General features: G+C 31.8%; 16 protein-coding genes. 4 read left to right on the top strand and 12 right to left on the bottom strand.

Going from position 1 to position 18,485, the window contains the following annotated elements:
• Together LW133_RS07240 and gatC are read right to left on the bottom strand one after the other, a co-directional pair.
• Positions 1-4,112: beta strand repeat-containing protein (locus LW133_RS07240; protein ID WP_233077778.1), on the bottom strand; the 4,112-nt coding region annotated here is incomplete at its 3' end.
• 523 nt (positions 4,113-4,635) lie between these two features.
• Positions 4,636-4,917, bottom strand: a complete 282-nt coding sequence (gatC, locus tag LW133_RS07235; RefSeq protein WP_233077777.1) for an Asp-tRNA(Asn)/Glu-tRNA(Gln) amidotransferase subunit GatC — start codon at positions 4,915-4,917, stop codon at positions 4,636-4,638.
• Between the two features lie 101 nt (positions 4,918-5,018).
• On the opposite strand from gatC, the gene LW133_RS07230 reads away from it, so the two are divergent.
• Together LW133_RS07230 and LW133_RS07225 are read left to right on the top strand one after the other, a co-directional pair.
• Positions 5,019-6,383: a class II 3-deoxy-7-phosphoheptulonate synthase gene (locus LW133_RS07230; RefSeq protein WP_233077776.1), complete on the top strand. Its 1,365-nt coding sequence runs from the start codon at positions 5,019-5,021 to the stop codon at positions 6,381-6,383.
• A gap of 2 nt (positions 6,384-6,385) precedes the next feature.
• Positions 6,386-7,459 carry a tyrosine-type recombinase/integrase gene (locus LW133_RS07225; RefSeq protein ID WP_233077775.1) on the top strand — a complete coding sequence of 358 codons (1,074 nt, stop codon included), beginning with the start codon at positions 6,386-6,388 and terminating at the stop codon, positions 7,457-7,459.
• Between the two features lie 19 nt (positions 7,460-7,478).
• Here LW133_RS07225 and moaC read toward each other — a convergent pair whose 3' ends face one another.
• The 7 genes from moaC to ribA are packed head-to-tail and all read right to left on the bottom strand — an operon-like array spanning position 7,479 to position 11,456.
• Positions 7,479-7,952: a cyclic pyranopterin monophosphate synthase MoaC gene (gene moaC, locus LW133_RS07220; protein WP_233038491.1), complete on the bottom strand. Its 474-nt coding sequence runs from the start codon at positions 7,950-7,952 to the stop codon at positions 7,479-7,481.
• Between the two features lie 9 nt (positions 7,953-7,961).
• A complete protein-coding gene (mog, locus tag LW133_RS07215) occupies positions 7,962-8,492 on the bottom strand; it encodes a molybdopterin adenylyltransferase (protein ID WP_233077774.1) in 531 nt (176 codons plus the stop codon).
• Entirely contained in the window at positions 8,480-8,989 is a 510-nt protein-coding gene (gene mobB, locus LW133_RS07210; RefSeq protein ID WP_233077773.1) for a molybdopterin-guanine dinucleotide biosynthesis protein B, read from the bottom strand. Before mobB ends, mog begins: the two co-directional genes overlap by 13 nt.
• A complete protein-coding gene (locus tag LW133_RS07205) occupies positions 8,986-9,426 on the bottom strand; it encodes a molybdenum cofactor biosynthesis protein MoaE (RefSeq protein ID WP_233077772.1) in 441 nt (146 codons plus the stop codon). The genes mobB and LW133_RS07205 overlap by 4 nt, the downstream gene beginning before the upstream one ends.
• Before the next feature lies 1 nt (position 9,427).
• Positions 9,428-9,649 carry a MoaD/ThiS family protein gene (locus tag LW133_RS07200; protein WP_233038498.1) on the bottom strand — a complete coding sequence of 74 codons (222 nt, stop codon included), beginning with the start codon at positions 9,647-9,649 and terminating at the stop codon, positions 9,428-9,430.
• Complete coding sequence (locus LW133_RS07195) at positions 9,646-10,866, bottom strand: molybdopterin molybdotransferase MoeA (protein WP_233077771.1); 1,221 nt, start codon at positions 10,864-10,866, stop codon at positions 9,646-9,648. Before LW133_RS07195 ends, LW133_RS07200 begins: the two co-directional genes overlap by 4 nt.
• 2 nt (positions 10,867-10,868) lie before the next feature.
• Positions 10,869-11,456, bottom strand: a complete 588-nt coding sequence (gene ribA, locus LW133_RS07190) for a GTP cyclohydrolase II (protein ID WP_233077770.1) — start codon at positions 11,454-11,456, stop codon at positions 10,869-10,871.
• 95 nt (positions 11,457-11,551) lie between these two features.
• Between ribA and LW133_RS07185 the strand changes: the two genes are divergently transcribed.
• Positions 11,552-12,061, top strand: coding sequence for a YhcH/YjgK/YiaL family protein (locus LW133_RS07185; RefSeq protein ID WP_233077768.1), 510 nt, complete (start codon positions 11,552-11,554; stop codon positions 12,059-12,061).
• A gap of 112 nt (positions 12,062-12,173) precedes the next feature.
• On the opposite strand, the gene LW133_RS07180 is transcribed toward LW133_RS07185, so the two are convergent.
• Entirely contained in the window at positions 12,174-13,193 is a 1,020-nt protein-coding gene (locus tag LW133_RS07180; protein WP_233077766.1) for an aspartate-semialdehyde dehydrogenase, read from the bottom strand.
• A gap of 127 nt (positions 13,194-13,320) precedes the next feature.
• Between LW133_RS07180 and LW133_RS07175 the strand changes: the two genes are divergently transcribed.
• Positions 13,321-15,690: a hypothetical protein gene (locus LW133_RS07175; protein ID WP_233077765.1), complete on the top strand. Its 2,370-nt coding sequence runs from the start codon at positions 13,321-13,323 to the stop codon at positions 15,688-15,690.
• Between the two features lie 16 nt (positions 15,691-15,706).
• Here the strand turns inward: LW133_RS07175 and LW133_RS07170 are convergent, their stop codons facing one another.
• Positions 15,707-16,117: a hypothetical protein gene (locus tag LW133_RS07170; RefSeq protein ID WP_233077764.1), complete on the bottom strand. Its 411-nt coding sequence runs from the start codon at positions 16,115-16,117 to the stop codon at positions 15,707-15,709.
• Complete coding sequence (gene ciaB / locus LW133_RS07165; protein ID WP_332908900.1) at positions 16,114-18,372, bottom strand: invasion protein CiaB; 2,259 nt, start codon at positions 18,370-18,372, stop codon at positions 16,114-16,116. Before ciaB ends, LW133_RS07170 begins: the two co-directional genes overlap by 4 nt.
• Positions 18,373-18,485 lie beyond the last annotated feature (113 nt).

The following is an 18,485-nucleotide window of genomic DNA, read 5'->3' as shown; positions in this document are numbered from 1 at the left end:
CTAGAAGTCATAGAATCAACAAAGTAGGTAGTGTAATTATCTCCTTCTGCACCACCATTCATAGTACTCTTAATTTTTCCATATTGATCAGTAGTGGCTGTTGTGAGTGTAGTTCCTACTACATCAAATCCTTGGATTTGTGCCGCTCCTTCAAACTTTGCAACTTGTTGATCGCCAGTTCCTTTTACCGTAGCTACTGCAATATTATCTGCTGTTTCTGTACCACCACCATAGTATTTAATACTTTTTAGTTGTGTGCTAGTATCTGCTAGAACTTGGATGTAATTAACCTTAGTGGCATCAGAACTCTCACTCACATTTCCTGATAGGATTAGGATTCTATCACTATAGAGATGTCCGTATTGACCATCGGTACCTTGACCTTCTGCTTTTTGTTCTTCCATTTCTTGTTTTTGCATATTTGTTTGTGCTTTAATACCAGCTAAAGTAGCAGTATCTTGATTTACAGAATCATTCATATATACTCTAAAGATTGCTCCATCTCCTTGAAGACCATTAGCTGAAGTAGATTCTACTTGCGGAAGATTTGTATCTACGCTTCCAATCTCAAGCAATCTAAAATTTGTTCTTGTAGCTGGATTTAAATTTCCATTATTATTTGTAGCTAGGCTTCCATCAGGATTAATCGTTGCAATATCAATAATGGTATTACTTTGTGCAAAAGTGTTTAATAAGATTTCATTAGTATTTACACCTTTAGTAGTGCTAATTGTTAAAGTATTGATTTTTAAATGATTGCTGTCTGTGAGAAGTTTAGAGCCTTCATTCATTGTAAGAGTAACATTAGAATTTTCTTGCAAAGTGATATTTCCTACAAGTGCAGAGTTTTTATCTAGGGTTACATTGTAGTTATAAGTAGTAGTGCTACTTTGACTATCACCCTCTCTTGTTTTACTGCTTGGTGAGAGTTCAGTAATATCTCCTAATGCTAGACCTTTAATAGTAATTGTATCTGTTTGGGCATTGTTAGAGTATTTCCTGTCTGTAGTTAGAGTTAAGAGGCTATTATTTTCTGCTACATTATTAAAATAATGTGCATAAGTTCCTAAGAAAGAACCACCACCTATGCTTTTATCTTTTAGTGTAAGTTTTACTCCATCTTGATAAGTTACACCTAGGACCTTGGAATTTGCATTGGTAGTGTCTGTAGAATTGTTAGTAAAGCTATCTTTGCCACTATTATCCTCACCTTCTTTTACTCCATCCATCACACCTATATCATTACTATTTGCAAAAATAAAGGTAGTTTCGCTTGTATTGCTTTTTCCATCCCAAATATAATTATCACCATCAAATCTCCCTCCATAAGTGATATTTGCACCTACATTAACCTGACCTTGAACAACAATATTAACTTTACTTTGATCTCCAGCATTAATTACATTAAACATAGAAGCGCCTAAGTTATTTAAAGTAGCACTTGAAGTTCTTAAAACAATGTTTGTAGTTCCATTGTTTCTATTAATCAGTGTTCCTGATAGATTTTTGGGAATACTTATACTAGTTGCTTCTTCTGTATTTGTAGTTGCAATGTAGTTAGGTAGCCAGATACTATTTTCAAAAATAAGGTTATTGCTACCACCATTTGTAGTAATATTTCCCACTAAACCAATTTTAATATGGTCATTAGTTGCTACTTCTTCACCCATTTTCATCATATCTGTTGCTTTAGAACTTCCCCCTACAATTTTAATATTATTGGTTCCTCTATCTTGATTATCAATATTACCGAGAATCACTGCTTGAGTTTTGGATAATAAAGATTCTTGATCTAGAGTTTGTGAGGGTTTAGCTTCATTTTTAATAAGATTATTAACATCAGCAAAATCAGTATTTTTACTTAAATCTAAATAAAGATTGTTATTTCCAGAAATAGCAGTTTTTAAAAGATTTTTAGCCTTGGTGGCTTCATCGTTATTTAAAGCTAAAGATCCGATAATGGCATTTTGTGTAGCGATAACTTTGCCTTCTTCTTTTTCTCCTTCTTTTCCTTCCATAGTCGTAGCTAAAATATTAGCACTAGCTTTATAGGAAATATTATTTTTTCCTCCATTGCTAGAACTTATAGATCCAACTTGAAGCACTCCTTCAAAAGCATTGGTATCATCAACAAAACTTATATTATTAGTATTTTCTGTTAATGCAGAATTTTGCTCATTGCTAGTTAAAATATTTTTACCTATATAGTTATAGCCACTATCAGCACTCATTGATTGGATTGAGAGATTATTTTGTTGCGTTGTTTGAGAAAGTAGCATCTTAGGCTCATTAAAAGATAAAACATTAAGTGCTTTTTGCCCATATCCATTGGCTCTAAGTTCGCTAAGAGTAAGAGTGTTGTTTACTGATTCAAAAAGAAGAAGATTCTTTTTTTCTGTAGCATTCCCGCTTGTTTGTTCTGCAACAATAGATGTAGCAATAGCTTTAGAATCTAGAGTTTGCTTTCCGCCAAATGTTGTGCTAGATCCAGAAAAGTAGAAATAATTATATCCAGCGTTACCTCCATTTCCAGCTAGGATTTTTCCATCGATAGTATTATCTCCATTCATTACAATCTTATTTGTCCCGCCATTTCCTGTGATATTTGCTACTATAGAGTTCTTTGCTGAAGGATTAAGATTTCCTGTCTCAAAAGTGATAGTATTATTTCCACCACTAGCTAGAATATCCCCAGTTATACTATTAGAAACAGAATTTTTTGCTCCATAGGCATTTTTAAAGATAATTTCATTATTTCCAGAGCTTTCAATTCCTCCTTTGATTTCATTTTTCACATCTGAATCAGATAGAGTAGAAGCGGTATTTTCTCCATTAAAAATAATAGTATTTTTTGATTTGTTGCTTGTAATTTTTCCTTGGATTGTATTGGTTCCAACTCCAGAGAAAGTAACTTTATTAATCGCACTTCCTCCAGTAGAAGTCGTGCTAGCCTTAACATCTCCTGTGATCACCCCTCCATTTGTAAAAATCACAACACTTTCGACATTGGCTTGACTATCAATATTTCCTTCTAGAATTGATGAAGCTCCACTAAATGTCACTTCATTTGTTGATCTTAGATCGCTGTATTTAACAAAATTTCCTCCAATATTTCCTTTGAGTTTGGCTCCCGCAGCTTTAAACTCTACTTTGTTATATCCTGCACGACCAAATCCTTTTTCTCCATTTGCTATGATATCCCCCTGCATAGAACCTATTTCAAAGATGACATAATTTCCATTGTTTTTATCTAGCGTATCTGCGGCTCCAGTTCCATTAGAAGTAATATTTCCAACCAAAATAAAATTATCATTACCATCTGTATTCAATGATTGATTTTCAGAAGCTTTAAAGACAACATTTCTGCGTGAAAAATCATTGTCTGCTGTTTGGATATTTCCTATCATTTTAGAATCTTCAAAAGTGATATAAAAATCTTTTGCATTTGATGCACCGATTGTATTGCCTCCAATATTTCCTTTTAATGTTCCATTTTTAATCGTAAGATTTCCACCTTGCGCATTACTTTGGATATTTCCTTTAATTTCTTTATCATTGAGGCTGATTGTATGTTTTCCATTTCCTCGGACTTCAATATTTCCTTTCATACCTTGCTTAAAATCTGCTGTAAAAGTGATTTTGTCACTAAAGCTATTTTGAAGGCTACTATCCCTATCAAGTCCAGCAATCAAAAGATTCCCAGTAAATAAATTATCTGCATTGAAAGTGAAGGTTCTAGTAGAATCTGTATTATTTTCATTGAGGTTGATTGTTTTAAAATCAACTATCATTGTATGAGATCCTTCACCAGTAAAGACCTGATTGTTTTGAAAACTTGTATCTTTTAATGTGACTTGATTGATTGTATTATCTTTGAAGGTGACTACCCTATCTTTACCACCTGTTCCAGAATTTGATACACTAAAATCACCATCTGAGACACTTCCCCATTGAAAGGTGATATTTCCTTCAACTTGATTACAGCTATTATTGCTGCCACAGCTACTTTCAATATTTCCTCCATACACACTTCCACTACCTAAGATTAAAGCCAGTGAGCTTGCTACGATAGGATTAAAAATTTTAAATTTATTTGTTTTATTTGTTTTCATGTTTTACTTCTCCTTTTTTCTTGCAAAATATTTTTTTGAAGTAATTTGAAGATAAATCGGGGTATTATATGATTTTTTTTAAAATTTTATTAAAATATCTAAATTTTTTTTTGTATTTACCATTAGATAAACTTTTTATGTTCTATCTATAAAAAATTTTAATTTTTTATTCATTTGTTAAGATTACACTAGACAATCAGATTAATATTGTAAGCTATTTGTGTAGTTTTATAAAAGCAAAAATTAAACTAAACGCTAAAGAAGTTGCAATCAATAACTTAAAAACTTTTGTTTTGATATTAAAATATCAAGTTTGTTTTTAAGAAAATTTTAGAGTAAAAAAATAAAAATTTTTATTTAAATGATATTTATTTAGAATAAAACAATTATTGTGCAAGTTTTTTAGAAAAATAAAAATTAATAGTAGAAATTTAAATCCATCATTTATCTTATCTATAATAATTTCTTACACAAGAAATCAACCTTGTGCAAAAATATAAATAAAAAATAAAGAATACAAAAATTATTCAATAATTTTAGGAACGATAAAATACCCATCACTTGCTTGTGGTGCATGATCTAGCGTGTCTTTTGCTATTTCAAAACTACTGCAAACTTCATCTTTTCTTAGTGGAGTTGCTTGAGTATAAGAAATTTCTACAGAATCTGTATTGACGTTTGCGATATTATCCATAAACGAAATGGTATTGCTAAGATTTTTTGCCACTTTATCTTTTTCTTCAGGATTAATTTTTATCATCGCCAATCTTTCTAGTTTCGCAAGTAATTTATCATCAAATATCATATTCTTCCTCTAAACTTTTACATTAGTATGAGGGTTATTATAACATAGTTTAATTTTTGCTACAATAAAAATAAAAAACTACTGCCCCAAAAGGATGCATTATGCAAAGCTGGAATGAAAAAAGCTGGAGAAACTTTCCTATCAAGCAACACCCTATCTATAAAGATCAAGAAGCTTTATTGCAAGTGGAAAAAACACTAAAAAATTATCCTCCATTGATTTTTGCGGGCGAAGCTAGAAAACTCAAACAAGCCTTTGGTGCAGCAAGTCGTGGTGAAGCATTTTTATTACAGGGCGGGGATTGTGCAGAATCTTTTTCACAATTTAGCGCGATAAATATTCGCGATCTTTTTAAAATCATGATGCAAATGAGTGCAATTTTAACTTTTGCGGGAAGTTGTCCGGTTATTAAAGTTGGTAGATTGGCAGGACAATTTGCTAAACCAAGGTCTAGTGACTTTGAAAAAGTCAACAATCAAGAGCTTCCTAGCTATAGGGGTGATATTATCAATGGAATTGCATTTGATAAAGATGCAAGAGAACCAGATTCTTCGCGAATGCTAGAGGCATATCACCAGAGTGCTGCAACACTAAATTTATTACGCGCATTTGCACAAGGAGGCTTGGCAGATCTTAAAGAAGTACATCAATGGAATTTAGATTTTGTCAAAAACAATAGCTTTGGCAGGCAATATGAAGCCCTTGCAAATCGCATTACCGAAACTTTGGGATTTATGGAGGCATGTGGAATCAATCCGCAAAACACCCCTGCTTTAAAAGAAACAGAATTTTACACAAGCCATGAGGCATTATTATTACATTATGAAGAGCAATTAGTGCGTCAAGATAGTCTTAGTGGTGATTTTTATGATTGCTCTGCACACATGCTTTGGATTGGAGAGAGAACAAGAGATTGCAATGGAGCGCATTTGGAGTTTTTACGAGGGGTAAAAAACCCCGTAGGAGTAAAAATTGGACCAAATATCACTAAAGATGAGATTTTAAAGATTTGTGATATTTTAAATCCTCAAAATGAATCCGGGCGTCTTAATCTTATTGTAAGAATGGGGGCAAATATCATAGAAGAGAGATTCCCAAAAATCTTGGAAGAAATTCTAAAAGAAGGGCGTGCAATACTATGGAGTTGTGATCCTATGCATGGCAATACAATTAAAACAAGCAATGGTTATAAAACAAGAGATTTTCAAAGTATTCTTTCAGAAATCAAATCTTTTTTTGCTATTCATCAAGAGTTGAAAAGCTATGCGGGTGGAATCCATTTAGAAATGACAGGAGCAAATGTTACAGAGTGTATTGGTGGATCTCAAGCGATTACAGAAACTACTTTAGCATGTAGCTATGACACGCAATGTGATCCTAGATTAAACGCAATTCAATCTATAGAATTAGCATTTTTAATCGCAGATTTATTGAAAAAAAGCAAAAAAGTTAAACAAGAAGGCTAGATTTGAAATATATCTTAGAAGATTCTCATAAAAATATTGAAGAAAACCTTACAGACTGGGTGAGACGCTTTTTAAGATACAAGCTTACTACTTTATCCAATCGTCTTGTTGCTAATAAAGAAGAAATGTTTGAAATACTAGAAAAAATGCAAGAAGAAAAAAATATCGATGAAATTACAAAAATATGTAGAAAGGCAAGAAATATTGGCCTTATAGGGATTAATACCTATTTTACACCGCTAGTAAAGTTTTGCCATTTTATTCAAAAAAAGCAACCAAAAAGCTTAAAAGATATTGATGAAGAAATGCTTAATGATTTTTTAGCAATCTATACTAGTTCCCTAAGTCCTCAAACCAAAAAAAGCTATAGAATTGCATTGATTGGGCTTTTTAAATATATCGATAAGCAAAATGAAATTACTCCATCATATTCCCATGTCTTTGGAATAGAGTTAAAAAATGCGATTAAAAATTCAAAAGCAAAACTCCCCTCTTATCTTAAAAAAGAAGAAATAGAAATTTTTCTTAAAGCATTAAAAGACTTTCCTTGCAAAACAAATGTGCAAAAACGCGACAGGGCAATATTAAATTTAATTTTACATACTGGGATACGAATTAGCGAGGCACTTTATTTGGAATTACGACATATTATTCTAGAAGATCAGCACTATATCCTTAATATTAGGGGCAAGGGAGATAAAAGCAGGGTTTTGATAATTAAACAAGAAATTTTAAAAAGTGATCTTGAAGAATGGCTTCATTTTCGCAACACAATACCTAAAATAGTTAATAACCTTTTATTTTGCAATAAAAAAGGTAATCCTATCACACAGGGCTACTTCTATAAAATAGTAGAAAAAATATTAAAATACGCAGGAATCAAAAAAGAAAAAATGGGACCGCATTTATTAAGGCATTCTTTTGCAACCTTGCTTTATCAACAATATAAAGATTTAATTTTAGTGCAAGAAACTTTAGGGCATGCAGACATGAATACCAGTAGAATCTACACACATTTTGACAAAGATCGCCTCACAAAAATGACGCAAGTTTTTGATGATTTTAAGAAAAAATAATAGCTTTAAGACAAAAATACTAACCGCGTTTAAAATCTCCGCTTTTACCACCGCTTTTAGATTCTAAACAAATTTGTGAAATTATCATAGATTTATCAATAGCCTTTACCATATCATAAATTGTCAAAAGACCAATACTTACCGCGCTTAATGCCTCCATCTCCACACCAGTTTTTCCCTCAGTTTTTACCTTGGCTTGAAGCTTGAAAGTTTGCTTTTCATCATCTTGAAAAATATCAACATCTACACCACTTAAAAATAATGGGTGACACATGGGAATAATCTCACTTGTCTTTTTTGCCCCCATAATAGCTGCAATAATGGCTGTTTGCAGTACCGCACCTTTTTTTGTTTTTTCTTGTAAAACTGCTTCATAAGCTTCTTTACTCATTTGGATTTTACCACTAGCAATCGCAACTCTTTGTGTAACTTCCTTAGATTCCACATCTACCATTTTTGGATTGTTTTTTTCATTTAAATGTGTAAGTTTCATGTATTTTCCTCAAGAAGATTTTGGTCTAAAAATTTTGATATTTTCTGTAGCATAGATATATCTTCCACCAATGAGATCAATGCAGTAAGGTATTGCAGGAAATACTGCTTCTAAACACTCTTGGATACTCTTTGGCTTCCCAGGAAGATTTACAATTAAACTTTTTTTTCTAATTCCTGCAATTTGTCTTGAAAGTATAGCAGTTGGTACATATTGCAAACTTTTTTGACGCATTAATTCCCCAAAACCTGGCAAAATCTTATCACACACATTCATTGTCGCTTCCGGTGTTACATCTCTTGGTGCAGGGCCTGTACCACCTGTAGTTACAATCAAATCACACTCTTGCTCATCTGCTAAAAATTTTAATGTTTTTTCAATTTCTACTTGCTCATCTTCTATAAGATAATAAAAAAACTCACAAGGATTTTTAATATAAGATTCTAAAACCTCTTGAATTGCCTTTCCAGAAATATCTTCATAAATCCCCTTAGATGCACGATCACTTGTTGTAATGATTCCAATTTTTATTTTTTCCATTCTAACTCCCTTAAAGTTTTTGCATGACAAGAAATCCACTCAAAAATTCCTTCAATATCTTCTAAATTTAAAATCTTCCCTTGAAAATTTATACCCTCTAAAATTTTTATAGAATCTAGTGCTATAGCATGAGAATTTTTTATCTCATCTAAAAAAATTTCTTTCCTTGCAACGCAAATTCTAGGGCATTGCAACATTTTAAATCCTTCAATCAAAATAAAATCTTTATCATCAAATTTCTTACACAGATCATAAATATTTTGTTCTTGATGTAAAAAAATTGCACTTTTTTCACTTGAAGTAATACATACATCAGCACCTGCTTGAAAAAATTTAGCACTATCTTTTTTGGCATCATCAAAAACTGCTTTATTTTTTGGATCATGCTTGATGGCAAAAAAAGAAAATGTATTGCTATATTTTTCCAGTATTTTTTCAATTAATGTGGTTTTTCCACTATTGCTTACACCACCAAAGGCAATAATTTTTGCACTCATTTTGCAAACAATCCACTCTCTGGCAATAAAAAGCTACGCTCTTTTGCATAAATTCGCTCAGAATTTTTTAAATCATATTTCCAAATCGGTGCATGATGTTTAAAATCCTCAACAAACTCATCATAATATTTTAATGCAGCCTTTCTTTGTGGAGAAATAAGCGCACACATAAAAGAGCTTTGTAAAACCAATACATCTCCAACAGAATGTGCCATAGCTAAAAAGATTTTTTCTTGCTCTAATTTTTTACTCCAGTTTATAAACCATTTTTTTAACAAAGGTTCGTAAATATCAAAACTCAATCCAGAAATATCATTTTCCTTACGCACTACGCCACAAAACACACAACAAGCTCCACAATTTTTTTCTTGTGCAAGTTTTTCATATTTTTCATAAATTTCTAAAGTAGGTAGAGCTCCCTTAAAAATCTCTAGCATATCACCCTCCGCATACTGGTGGGAGTAAAACAACCCTATCCCCGTCTTTTAAATCTATTTCTAGCGTGCTAACTAATTCATCATTCACAGCAATTGCACTTAATTCTAACCAAGATTCCAATTCTTTAATTTTTTGCAATTCTTTTTTCAATTCATTAAGATTTTTGACATCAAATTCTTGTGCCTCCAAACCAATAGGGCCTAAAAACTCTACGCGTATCACTCAAACTCCTTTAATAAGATAATATCTACCTCTGTATCTTTTGCAAGGATTTTTTTCTCTGCATCAAAGATTACTAACGCACGATCTTCGCATAAATTATTAATAATTGCACTTTGATTATTTTTGCAAAGACTGCTTACATAATATTTTCCCTCTAAAACCTCTAACTTAACGCTTCGAAATTCCAACCTTTGATCATTTTTTGTCATTTCTTCTTTAAGATAAGCTTTTAGAATTTTTAGTTCCGCTTTTTGTTTTGTCATTCTTTTTAATAACAAACCACCAAACAAATAAAAAGTAATCGCTGCAGCATTTGGATTCCCTGCAAGTCCTAAAATCGGCTTTTTGGAAGACTTAGAGAGTGCAAAAAGCACGGGTTTGCCTGGCTTTATCCTCACACCTTTAAAAATCACATCACTATGTTCTAAAATTACATCTTGTGTAAAATCATAATCTCCCTTACTCATTCCCCCGGTTGTTACAATCAAATCACATTCATTTAACATTTTTGTAAAGGTTTTTAAAAGAGTATCTTTATCATCTTGCAAAGTTTCATAAACAATAGCTTGTCCGCCACTTTTTTCAACCATTGCTTTTAAAAGATGATTATTCACACTTCTTACTTGCCCATTATGTTCTCTTTTTTCCCCTACCTCAATAATCTCACTTCCACTCACCAAAATCCCAACTTTTGGCTTTTGTTTCACAGAAATAAAATTACAATTTAATTCTGCTAATAATCCAATTTCATAAGGGGAAATTTTTAATCCTTGTTGTAAAAGTTTCTCACCACTTTGATAATTGCTCCCCACAGGGCGTACCCATGCACCTTTTTGCAAATGTATATCTTGGTGTAAAAAAATTCTTTGATTTTGAACCTGACATTCTTCAATTAGCACAATAGTATCTGTCATTTTTGGCATTAATGCGCCTGTAAAGGTTTTGATCGCACAACCTTTTTTACAAATACTAAGTTCGCTCCCTGCAGGATTATCTTGTAAAATCTCTAATCCTTGTGTTTTTAAAATCTCTAAATCTTCATAATTAAATGCATAGCCATCCATACTTGATAATGGTGCTAGAGGAATATTTTCTTGCGCATAAATATCTGTACTTAAGATTCTATCAAGGCTATTTGTAAAGTTAATTTTTTCATCACCAACAAGGGGTAAAGGAGTAGATAAAATACTTTGGAGAGCTTCTTGAAAACTGATCATTTTTACTCCCCTAAAAGATGTCCCATTTTATCTTTTTTAACTTGAAGGTAGTGTGCATTGTGACAATTGCTTTCAATAATAATACTACTTCGCTCAAGATCTACATATTTTTCAATCCATTTAATTTTATGAGGATTATTTGTAAGCAATTGGATTTTTTTGATTCCAAAATGCTTAAAAATCTCCCCCACTACATCATAATTTCTTGCATCATCTGCCAAGCCTAAGGCACGATTTGCCTCAATTGTATCATATCCTTGATCTTGCAAGGCGTAAGCATTAACTTTATTAAACAATCCAATTCCTCTTCCTTCTTGCCGCAAATAAATAAGCATACCACCTTGCTTAGATTGTGCGATTTGCTCCATCGCTAAAGCAAGCTCACCTCCACAATCACATTTCAAAGAACCAAAAACATCACCAGTAAGACATTCAGAATGCACTCTTACTAAAGGGGTTTCTAAAAGCTCATTACTAAAAATTACTAAATGCTCAAAAACTCCATTTTCTGTCTCTTCTCTTACTCCTTGAATGATAAAATTTCCAAATCTTGTAGGTAATTTTGCTTTATTAGAGAACTCAACCTTCATTTTTTTATTCCTTTTAAAAATTAATTTTTTTCTATAATTATGTATTATAATTTGTCGATTATAGCTATAAAAATTAAATCATAAAGGCTTTTATTATGGCACTTATTGGCAATCTGGATTCTTTAAATCATCTTTTTTATAAAACACAAGAAATGCAGCATCTTTATGAATATTTGCAATCCACTCTTAAAGATCAAACAATCCATCAACGCATCTTAAATACGCAAGGCGAAGTAAAAATTCCACTTAAATACGATATGTTTGCAATTGAACAAAGCTACAATCTCAAAGAATCTCACAAAGCAATGTATGAAAGTCATTATAAATATGTAGATTTTCAACTCGCAGTAAATGGGGAAGAATTTTTCTTTATTGGAGAAAAAAGTGACTTTAAGATCCAACAAGAATCTTTGGAAAAAGATCTAATAGTTTATGAGCCAAGTATATCAACCTCTACATTTTTTTTAAAAGAAAAAACCTTGGCGATTTTTTTAGATTATGATGTACATGCAGGAGGATTAGCACTGAATCATCTTACCTCTAAAAATAAAATTTTTAAGTCTGTAGTCAAAGTACCAAAAGAGCTTGTAAAACTTAAACTTTAAAAATAACAAAACTTGATAAAAGATTTAATCCCATGACAAGATTAAATCTAAAAAATAATTACAAAAAATAGAAAAACTTTACAAAACCATAAGGTTTTAAAAACTCTAAAAATTAAAGCTTAATCCATTCTTGTGCAATACGCACCGCATTTGTTGCAGCACCCACACGAATTTGATCAGCCACGCAAAAAAGATGTAAAATTTTCTTATCAAAAAGATCGTTGCGAATGCGTCCTACATATGTTTCATCAGTATCTGTAGCAATCATAGGCATAGGATAGAGCAATCTTTCTGGCTCATCGCATACAGCAATATTTTTTGCACCCTCTAAAAGCTTTTTTGCCTCATTGCTATCTACCTCATTTTCAAAAGTAATTGTGATACTCTCACTATGGCTTCGCAAAATAGGAACACGCACACAAGTTGCACTTATAGCAATATTACTATGCAAAATTTTATTTGTCTCATCTATCATTTTCATTTCTTCTTTGGTGTAGTCATTTGGCATAAATTTATCAATTTGTGGGATAAGGTTCAATGCAATTCTATGGGGAAATGCTTTAGATTCTGCCTCTTCTAATTCAAAAGCAAAAAATTTCTGCATTTGCATGATAAGCTCTTCCATTCCCTTTTTTCCTGCACCACTTACTGCTTGATAAGTGCTTACATCTACACGCTTGATTGTATATTTTTGATGTAGAGGAGATAAGACTTGCACCATCTGTATTGTTGAGCAATTTGGATTTGCGATAATACCCTTTTTTTTCCACAATGCTATATCTTGAGGATTAACTTCAGGAACTACTAGTGGCACATCTTTGTCCATTCTAAAATAACTTGTATTATCAATCACTACTGCTCCTGCTTTTGCCGCATGTAATGCAAATTCTGCACTCACTTCACCCCCAGCAGAAAAAAATGCAATTTCTATATTTTCCTTTGCAAAAATTTCTGGTGTAAGCTCTTGTATTACATACTTTTCTCCAAAAGCTTCGATTTCTTCACCTGCACTTCTTGCACTTGCAATAGGAATAAGTTTTGCGATTGGGAAATTTTGCTCTTCTAGGATTTTAAACAATTCCTCACCCACTGCACCACTTGCACCAACAACTCCAACATTATATTTTTTCATCAAAAACCCCAACTATTCATGAAATTATTTTAAATTATAACAAACAAAATAGGTTTTATGGAATTATTTTTGCTATCAATTTTTGCTATAATGGAAATATAAATGCAATGGGTGGCAAGAGTTAAATATGAAAAAAAGTTTTTCTTCATGTCTTTTACTACTTTTTTCTTGCCCATTTTTATGCGCAATGCCAAATATCACAAATGGAGGAGATGGCACTAAAAATGTAGAGGCCACCGCTCCTGCAGACAATAATTTTTTAAAAACATATCAGCCACAGATTCTCACCTATTCAAATACCCCTATTATTAAGGTTATTGGTACTGGCTCTTTTTATGCAACTTATTACAATAAGGCTTTGCTAGGTTTTATTCTCAATGCTACAAACTCACAAACTGAAACCTTAAATGGCAAACAATCCATTACTTTTCATGTTGATACAACAAAAATTAACAACACATATGGTGCAATGTTTTTTGCAGGAGGTAAAAACCCAAGAATTACTGTGGATACAAACTTAAGTATCGATTTTACTACAAATAGCAATATTGGTCTAGGCGTCTTTTTAAGTGGAAAAAATAATGCAACCGACCCTCAAGGCAATGATCAATTAGGAACTTTTACTTTCAATAAAAATCTCATCGTTAATACAGAAAATGTTGATCAATCAAGTGGTGGTTATATTTTTAACATTGATCAAAAAAAAGGGCAGATTTATGTAAACTATAGCAATAACTCCTCTGTAAATACAGGTAATATCATTCAACTCAAAGGAAATTTTCATATCAATGGCGATGAAGCAGCGCTAAATATCTACCTAACCAATAACAACTCTTATCTTGTAGGGAAAGAGGATTATAAAAAAGGAGCATTTAATCTTGGATTAAGCGGGGGTGGAAAATGGGTAGTCACTGATGGAGATGTAAAAATCAATACTCTTGCTATTAGTAATGCCAAAGATCCAAATACTAATGTATATTTACAAACTACAGATATTTATGGTGATTTATCTTATATAGACATTGCGACAAGGCGTTTTAATAACCCCTATACACAAAGAAAAATTTATATCGACACATTGCAAACAAATGGAGATAAGGGGGTATTTCGAACACTTGTAGATATACCTAATAATCAAGGTGACCTTGTCACAATCAAAAATGATACTTCAGGAAAACACTATTTGCAAATCTTCCAAAAAACCTCTGATCTTGATAATCTCACCAAAAGTACTGAAATAAAAGTCGCAGAGGTGCTTAATGGAGGAGAGAATCTAGTCTTTGAGGCATTACCTGCTAGAATCGGGCTTTATAACTATAGTGCAAACATTATCAAGGAAGTACAAGATAAAGGCTTTAAATGGGTATTACGCGTGGATAAAGAAGATCCCCCTATGCCACCAGAACCTGATGAAGAAATAGTAGATTCTATTAATCGTTTGATGACCTTGCAGTATAGAATCTATCGCGTTCAAACAGATAGTATTAATAAACATATCGACGAATTAGTCTATACTACAACAAAGCATAATTTTTGGGGAGATTATTACATAGGATCACAAAGCCATAAAAGCTCAAAAGACAACTATCAAGCTTTTCAAGGAGGTTATGATTATGGTTGGAATTTTGGACGATTAAGACAATTTGCAGGAGGATATTTTGATTTTGCAAGAATGAAAGATTATGACACAGACTATGATGGCAGTGTCAATAATTTTGGCTTTGCAGGATATTATCAAGCCAATTATGAAGCTAGTAAAAAAGCTACGCTCAACCTTGATATGAAAATGAAATATAACTATTCTAGCAATAATTTTTTTCCAAAAAATATTTTGGCTGGTGCAGATTTTGTAGATTCTTATCATCTATTTTTCTTGGGAGGAAGAATCGGAAGCAAAATTAATTTTGGGCGTAAATATTCTTGGTTTGTGGAGCCTAGTGGTAATGCGGGAATTGGCTTTATGTCAGGAGGGTATATAAATATTGTCGATCAAGTAACACAAAGAAATTTTGGAGGGACGCAAGATAGTGCATCTATCGTGCTTTTAGATGCAAATCTAGCTATTGGAAAAAGATTTTTTAATACACAAAATTATTTTGATATCCGTGGTGGGGTGGGCTATGCCTATAATAATAATACTGGTGGAGATATTACCTTTATTGATGTTAATACACAAAACAATTTCACTGTCAATACACTCTCTGACCATCGCATGAAAATCTTTTTGAGTGCAAATGCTTCATTTAGTAATATTTTTAAACTTTATGCAAATTTTTCACGCACATTTTTTAGCAATTTTAATACCACTTATTTATTTAACTTTGGTTTTAGACTAAGTTTTCAAGATTTTTCTTTCAAATTCAATCGATCATATTCAAGAGTAGAAACAATTAACAAAAAGCGAAATAGCAATCAAGAAGAGCTTGAAAAAAGAAAAGCAAGAAGAATCCTACAAGGAAGCAATCAAAGACCATTACCAAGACTATATAGAGATTAAAATAAACTACAAAATCTTAACGATGAAAAAGAATATGACAACTATTACACTCATTTAAAATATTTAAATAATTTTGAAATGCAAAATCTATGTCTTTCCTTTTTAAAGCTTTCCCCATAGCCTCTAATTCCTCATCCATTCGCATAACACGCAAATCTATCAAGTTTTGAAATTTACGCGTTTTTTTATCAAGATAAAAACTTGTAGGTATCTCTTTTAGTTGATTTGATAATTTTTTTAGGCGTCTTTGCCTTACCTCCACAAGAGTTTGAGAATTTTTTAAAAACGCCTCTTGTATTAAATTCATTTCTTTTTCAAAATTTAACATAATATTAACAAAATCTGGAGCGGCATTTTCTGCATAAACAAAATAAGCAAAACACAAACTTAAAAAAAATCTTTTTGACACATTTTTGTAATTACTCATTTTATTACCTCTCTACCCATACGCTGATACTGCTCCCAATACCATGCTACAAATTCTCTTGCTTCTTTTAATACTGGTTCTTTATTCTTTGCAAATTTCTCTAGAAAATTTTTTGCATCTTTTTTTTCAATATAATGCTTTGCTAAATCTTCGTAAACCTCCAAATACCATTCTCTTAATTTTAAAAAATTTTCAACATGCACATAAAGCTTGGGATTATTTTCTGCTTTAAAACTAAGAGATTTTGTAATAAAAGCACCATGCAAATGTATAAGCCCTTCATAATAATAAGGTAAAACCTCATCTTGCTCTCTCCACCCCATTAGCCCTACTGCACGAATAATATTATCAAGCATAATTTCTTGGAAAAGCTCTACCTCCTTTTCCTCCTGTAAGAAAAAAGAACAAAGACCACCTGCTGTAGCCTTAAATTCTTCAATATTTTTAAACATTCCACTTAGATTCATCAAAATTTGTGTATCTTCTTCCATCCATAAAATATGCCCATATTCATGCCCATTGGTAGTAATTTCATAAATTTCATACCATAATTTTTCTTGATGAAACAAAAGATTATAATAATTATCCATTACCTCCTTACCAAAGGTTAGATAAGAAATTTGCATTCTTGGCTTATTTTGCATAATTTTTATGATTCTATCAGGAAAAGCAAAAATTTTTTTACCATATTTTTCTGTAATCCTTTCATCATTAGGCACGACTTGTGCAGAAAAAAGTCCATTCAAATTTGTGCCATAAAATAATGCTGGAATAGAAGGAAAAACCATCACTTGATCCAAAGCTTTTTTTGTAAATTTTATCAAAGAAGATGAGGGGTTTAATTTTTTTGTAAAATAGGTGAAACACTCTTTCATCCACTTACCAATTTTATCATCTTTTTGTGGAAGAGAGAGACGTAAATCCCACTCAGGCGCAACACTATGGCGATATTTATCTTCATAATATTCAAAAAAATGTCCAATTTGCAAAGGAGTAGTAATTTGCATCCAAGCAGCATCTACCTTTTGCCAATTTACAATTAAATCTTCTTTGTTTTGTGTTTTTAAAGCTACTTGAAGGGCTTTAAAATATTGTATATATTGCGCTTTTTGCTGATAAATCAAATCTTCTTTTTTTTGAAGATTTTCCAAAAGTTGTGTGATTTTTTGTAAAATATCTTCCATAATCTCAGGAAATGCCTCATAGTAAGAAAGAGTTTTTATTTCCTCTCCTTGCATAGCAATGACAGAATAACTACGATCCCCTTGCACTAAGCTTTGATTATCTAGCTTTTCTTGATCCATGGTAGGTTGCAAGATTTTTAAAATCTCATCTTCTGGAAATTTTTTTTCTAAATATGGATAAAGATCTAAAAACAAAGTCTTTTGCCATGCCTTTGCAAAAACATTAATTGCACTACCAATTTCATGCACTCCCCTAAAAATAGCACGATAAAAATCGCTAAGTAATTCTTCTTTGTCAATAAAGGCAAGAATCTTTTCTGCACGATTTTTATAAAACTCCTCGATATATACAAAAAGCTTGGTTTTAATTTCTACATTTTTTTCTTCTGCAAAATTTAAATTTTTTAATTCTTGTAAAAGCGATCCTTCTTTAAGTTGTAAGATTCTATCTGCTAATGCCAAAATCACACTATCTTTTACAGGAAGGTGCAATTTCTCACATAGCAGAGATAATTCTTGATAAAATGAATGATTTTTATCCTTCAAGCTTTCATAAAGATTAAAAATTTCTTGATCTATATCATTGATAAAAATATAAATTTTTTCAATATCTTGTGTAAATTTTTGTTGAGAAAAAAGATAATCTAAGCAATTTTTTACCCCCACTTCTAATAAATCATAAACCTCATAAAATCCCTCTATTCCTCCATAATAAGGATCGGGAATATCTTTCCCCCCTAAGCCAAAATCACCAATTTTTAAAATATTTTTTGCTGCTATGCCTAGATTTTTTAATTGTATTACATTTTCCTCATCCATAGCAATATAAAAATCTGCTTCCATATAAGGTGAGACTTTTTGACTTTTTTGATTGCTAATATCTATCCCTTTTGTTTTTGCTACTTCAATGGAAATTTTGTGCGGAGGCTCACCATTATGATATCCCGAAGTCCCTGCAGAATTGATTGCAAAATTATATTTTTTTTCATACGCGTATTTTTTTGCAATACCTTCAGCCAAGGGAGATCGACAGATATTTCCCAAACAAACAAAAACAACTTTCATCTCCATGTTACTTCCTATTTTTTTCTTTTTTTGATTCTCATAAATTAAGTTGCTATAATTATAACTAAATAAATTTTATAGATTTTCTATAGAGGAGTTTTTATATTTTGCAAGCCCAA

This window comes from Helicobacter anatolicus, assembly GCF_021300615.1.
GTDB lineage: Bacteria > Campylobacterota > Campylobacteria > Campylobacterales > Helicobacteraceae > Helicobacter_H > Helicobacter_H anatolicus.
Note: the sequence above shows the minus strand (reverse complement) of the source record. Positions and strands in the feature narration are given on the sequence as shown.

What these genes read in the sequence shown, in the direction of transcription:
- gatC (WP_233077777.1), bottom strand. Translation starts at nt 4,917, where the DNA reads ATGATATTTGATGATAAATTACTTGCGAAACTAGAAAGATTGGCGATG.
- LW133_RS07230 (WP_233077776.1), top strand. Translation starts at nt 5,019, where the DNA reads ATGCAAAGCTGGAATGAAAAAAGCTGGAGAAACTTTCCTATCAAGCAA.
- moaC (WP_233038491.1), bottom strand. Translation starts at nt 7,952, where the DNA reads ATGAAACTTACACATTTAAATGAAAAAAACAATCCAAAAATGGTAGAT.
- mog (WP_233077774.1), bottom strand. Translation starts at nt 8,492, where the DNA reads ATGGAAAAAATAAAAATTGGAATCATTACAACAAGTGATCGTGCATCT.
- mobB (WP_233077773.1), bottom strand. Translation starts at nt 8,989, where the DNA reads ATGAGTGCAAAAATTATTGCCTTTGGTGGTGTAAGCAATAGTGGAAAA.
- LW133_RS07205 (WP_233077772.1), bottom strand. Translation starts at nt 9,426, where the DNA reads ATGCTAGAGATTTTTAAGGGAGCTCTACCTACTTTAGAAATTTATGAA.
- LW133_RS07195 (WP_233077771.1), bottom strand. Translation starts at nt 10,866, where the DNA reads ATGATCAGTTTTCAAGAAGCTCTCCAAAGTATTTTATCTACTCCTTTA.
- ribA (WP_233077770.1), bottom strand. Translation starts at nt 11,456, where the DNA reads ATGAAGGTTGAGTTCTCTAATAAAGCAAAATTACCTACAAGATTTGGA.
- LW133_RS07185 (WP_233077768.1), top strand. Translation starts at nt 11,552, where the DNA reads ATGGCACTTATTGGCAATCTGGATTCTTTAAATCATCTTTTTTATAAA.
- LW133_RS07180 (WP_233077766.1), bottom strand. Translation starts at nt 13,193, where the DNA reads ATGAAAAAATATAATGTTGGAGTTGTTGGTGCAAGTGGTGCAGTGGGT.
- LW133_RS07175 (WP_233077765.1), top strand. Translation starts at nt 13,321, where the DNA reads ATGAAAAAAAGTTTTTCTTCATGTCTTTTACTACTTTTTTCTTGCCCA.
- LW133_RS07170 (WP_233077764.1), bottom strand. Translation starts at nt 16,117, where the DNA reads ATGAGTAATTACAAAAATGTGTCAAAAAGATTTTTTTTAAGTTTGTGT.
- ciaB (WP_332908900.1), bottom strand. Translation starts at nt 18,372, where the DNA reads ATGGAGATGAAAGTTGTTTTTGTTTGTTTGGGAAATATCTGTCGATCT.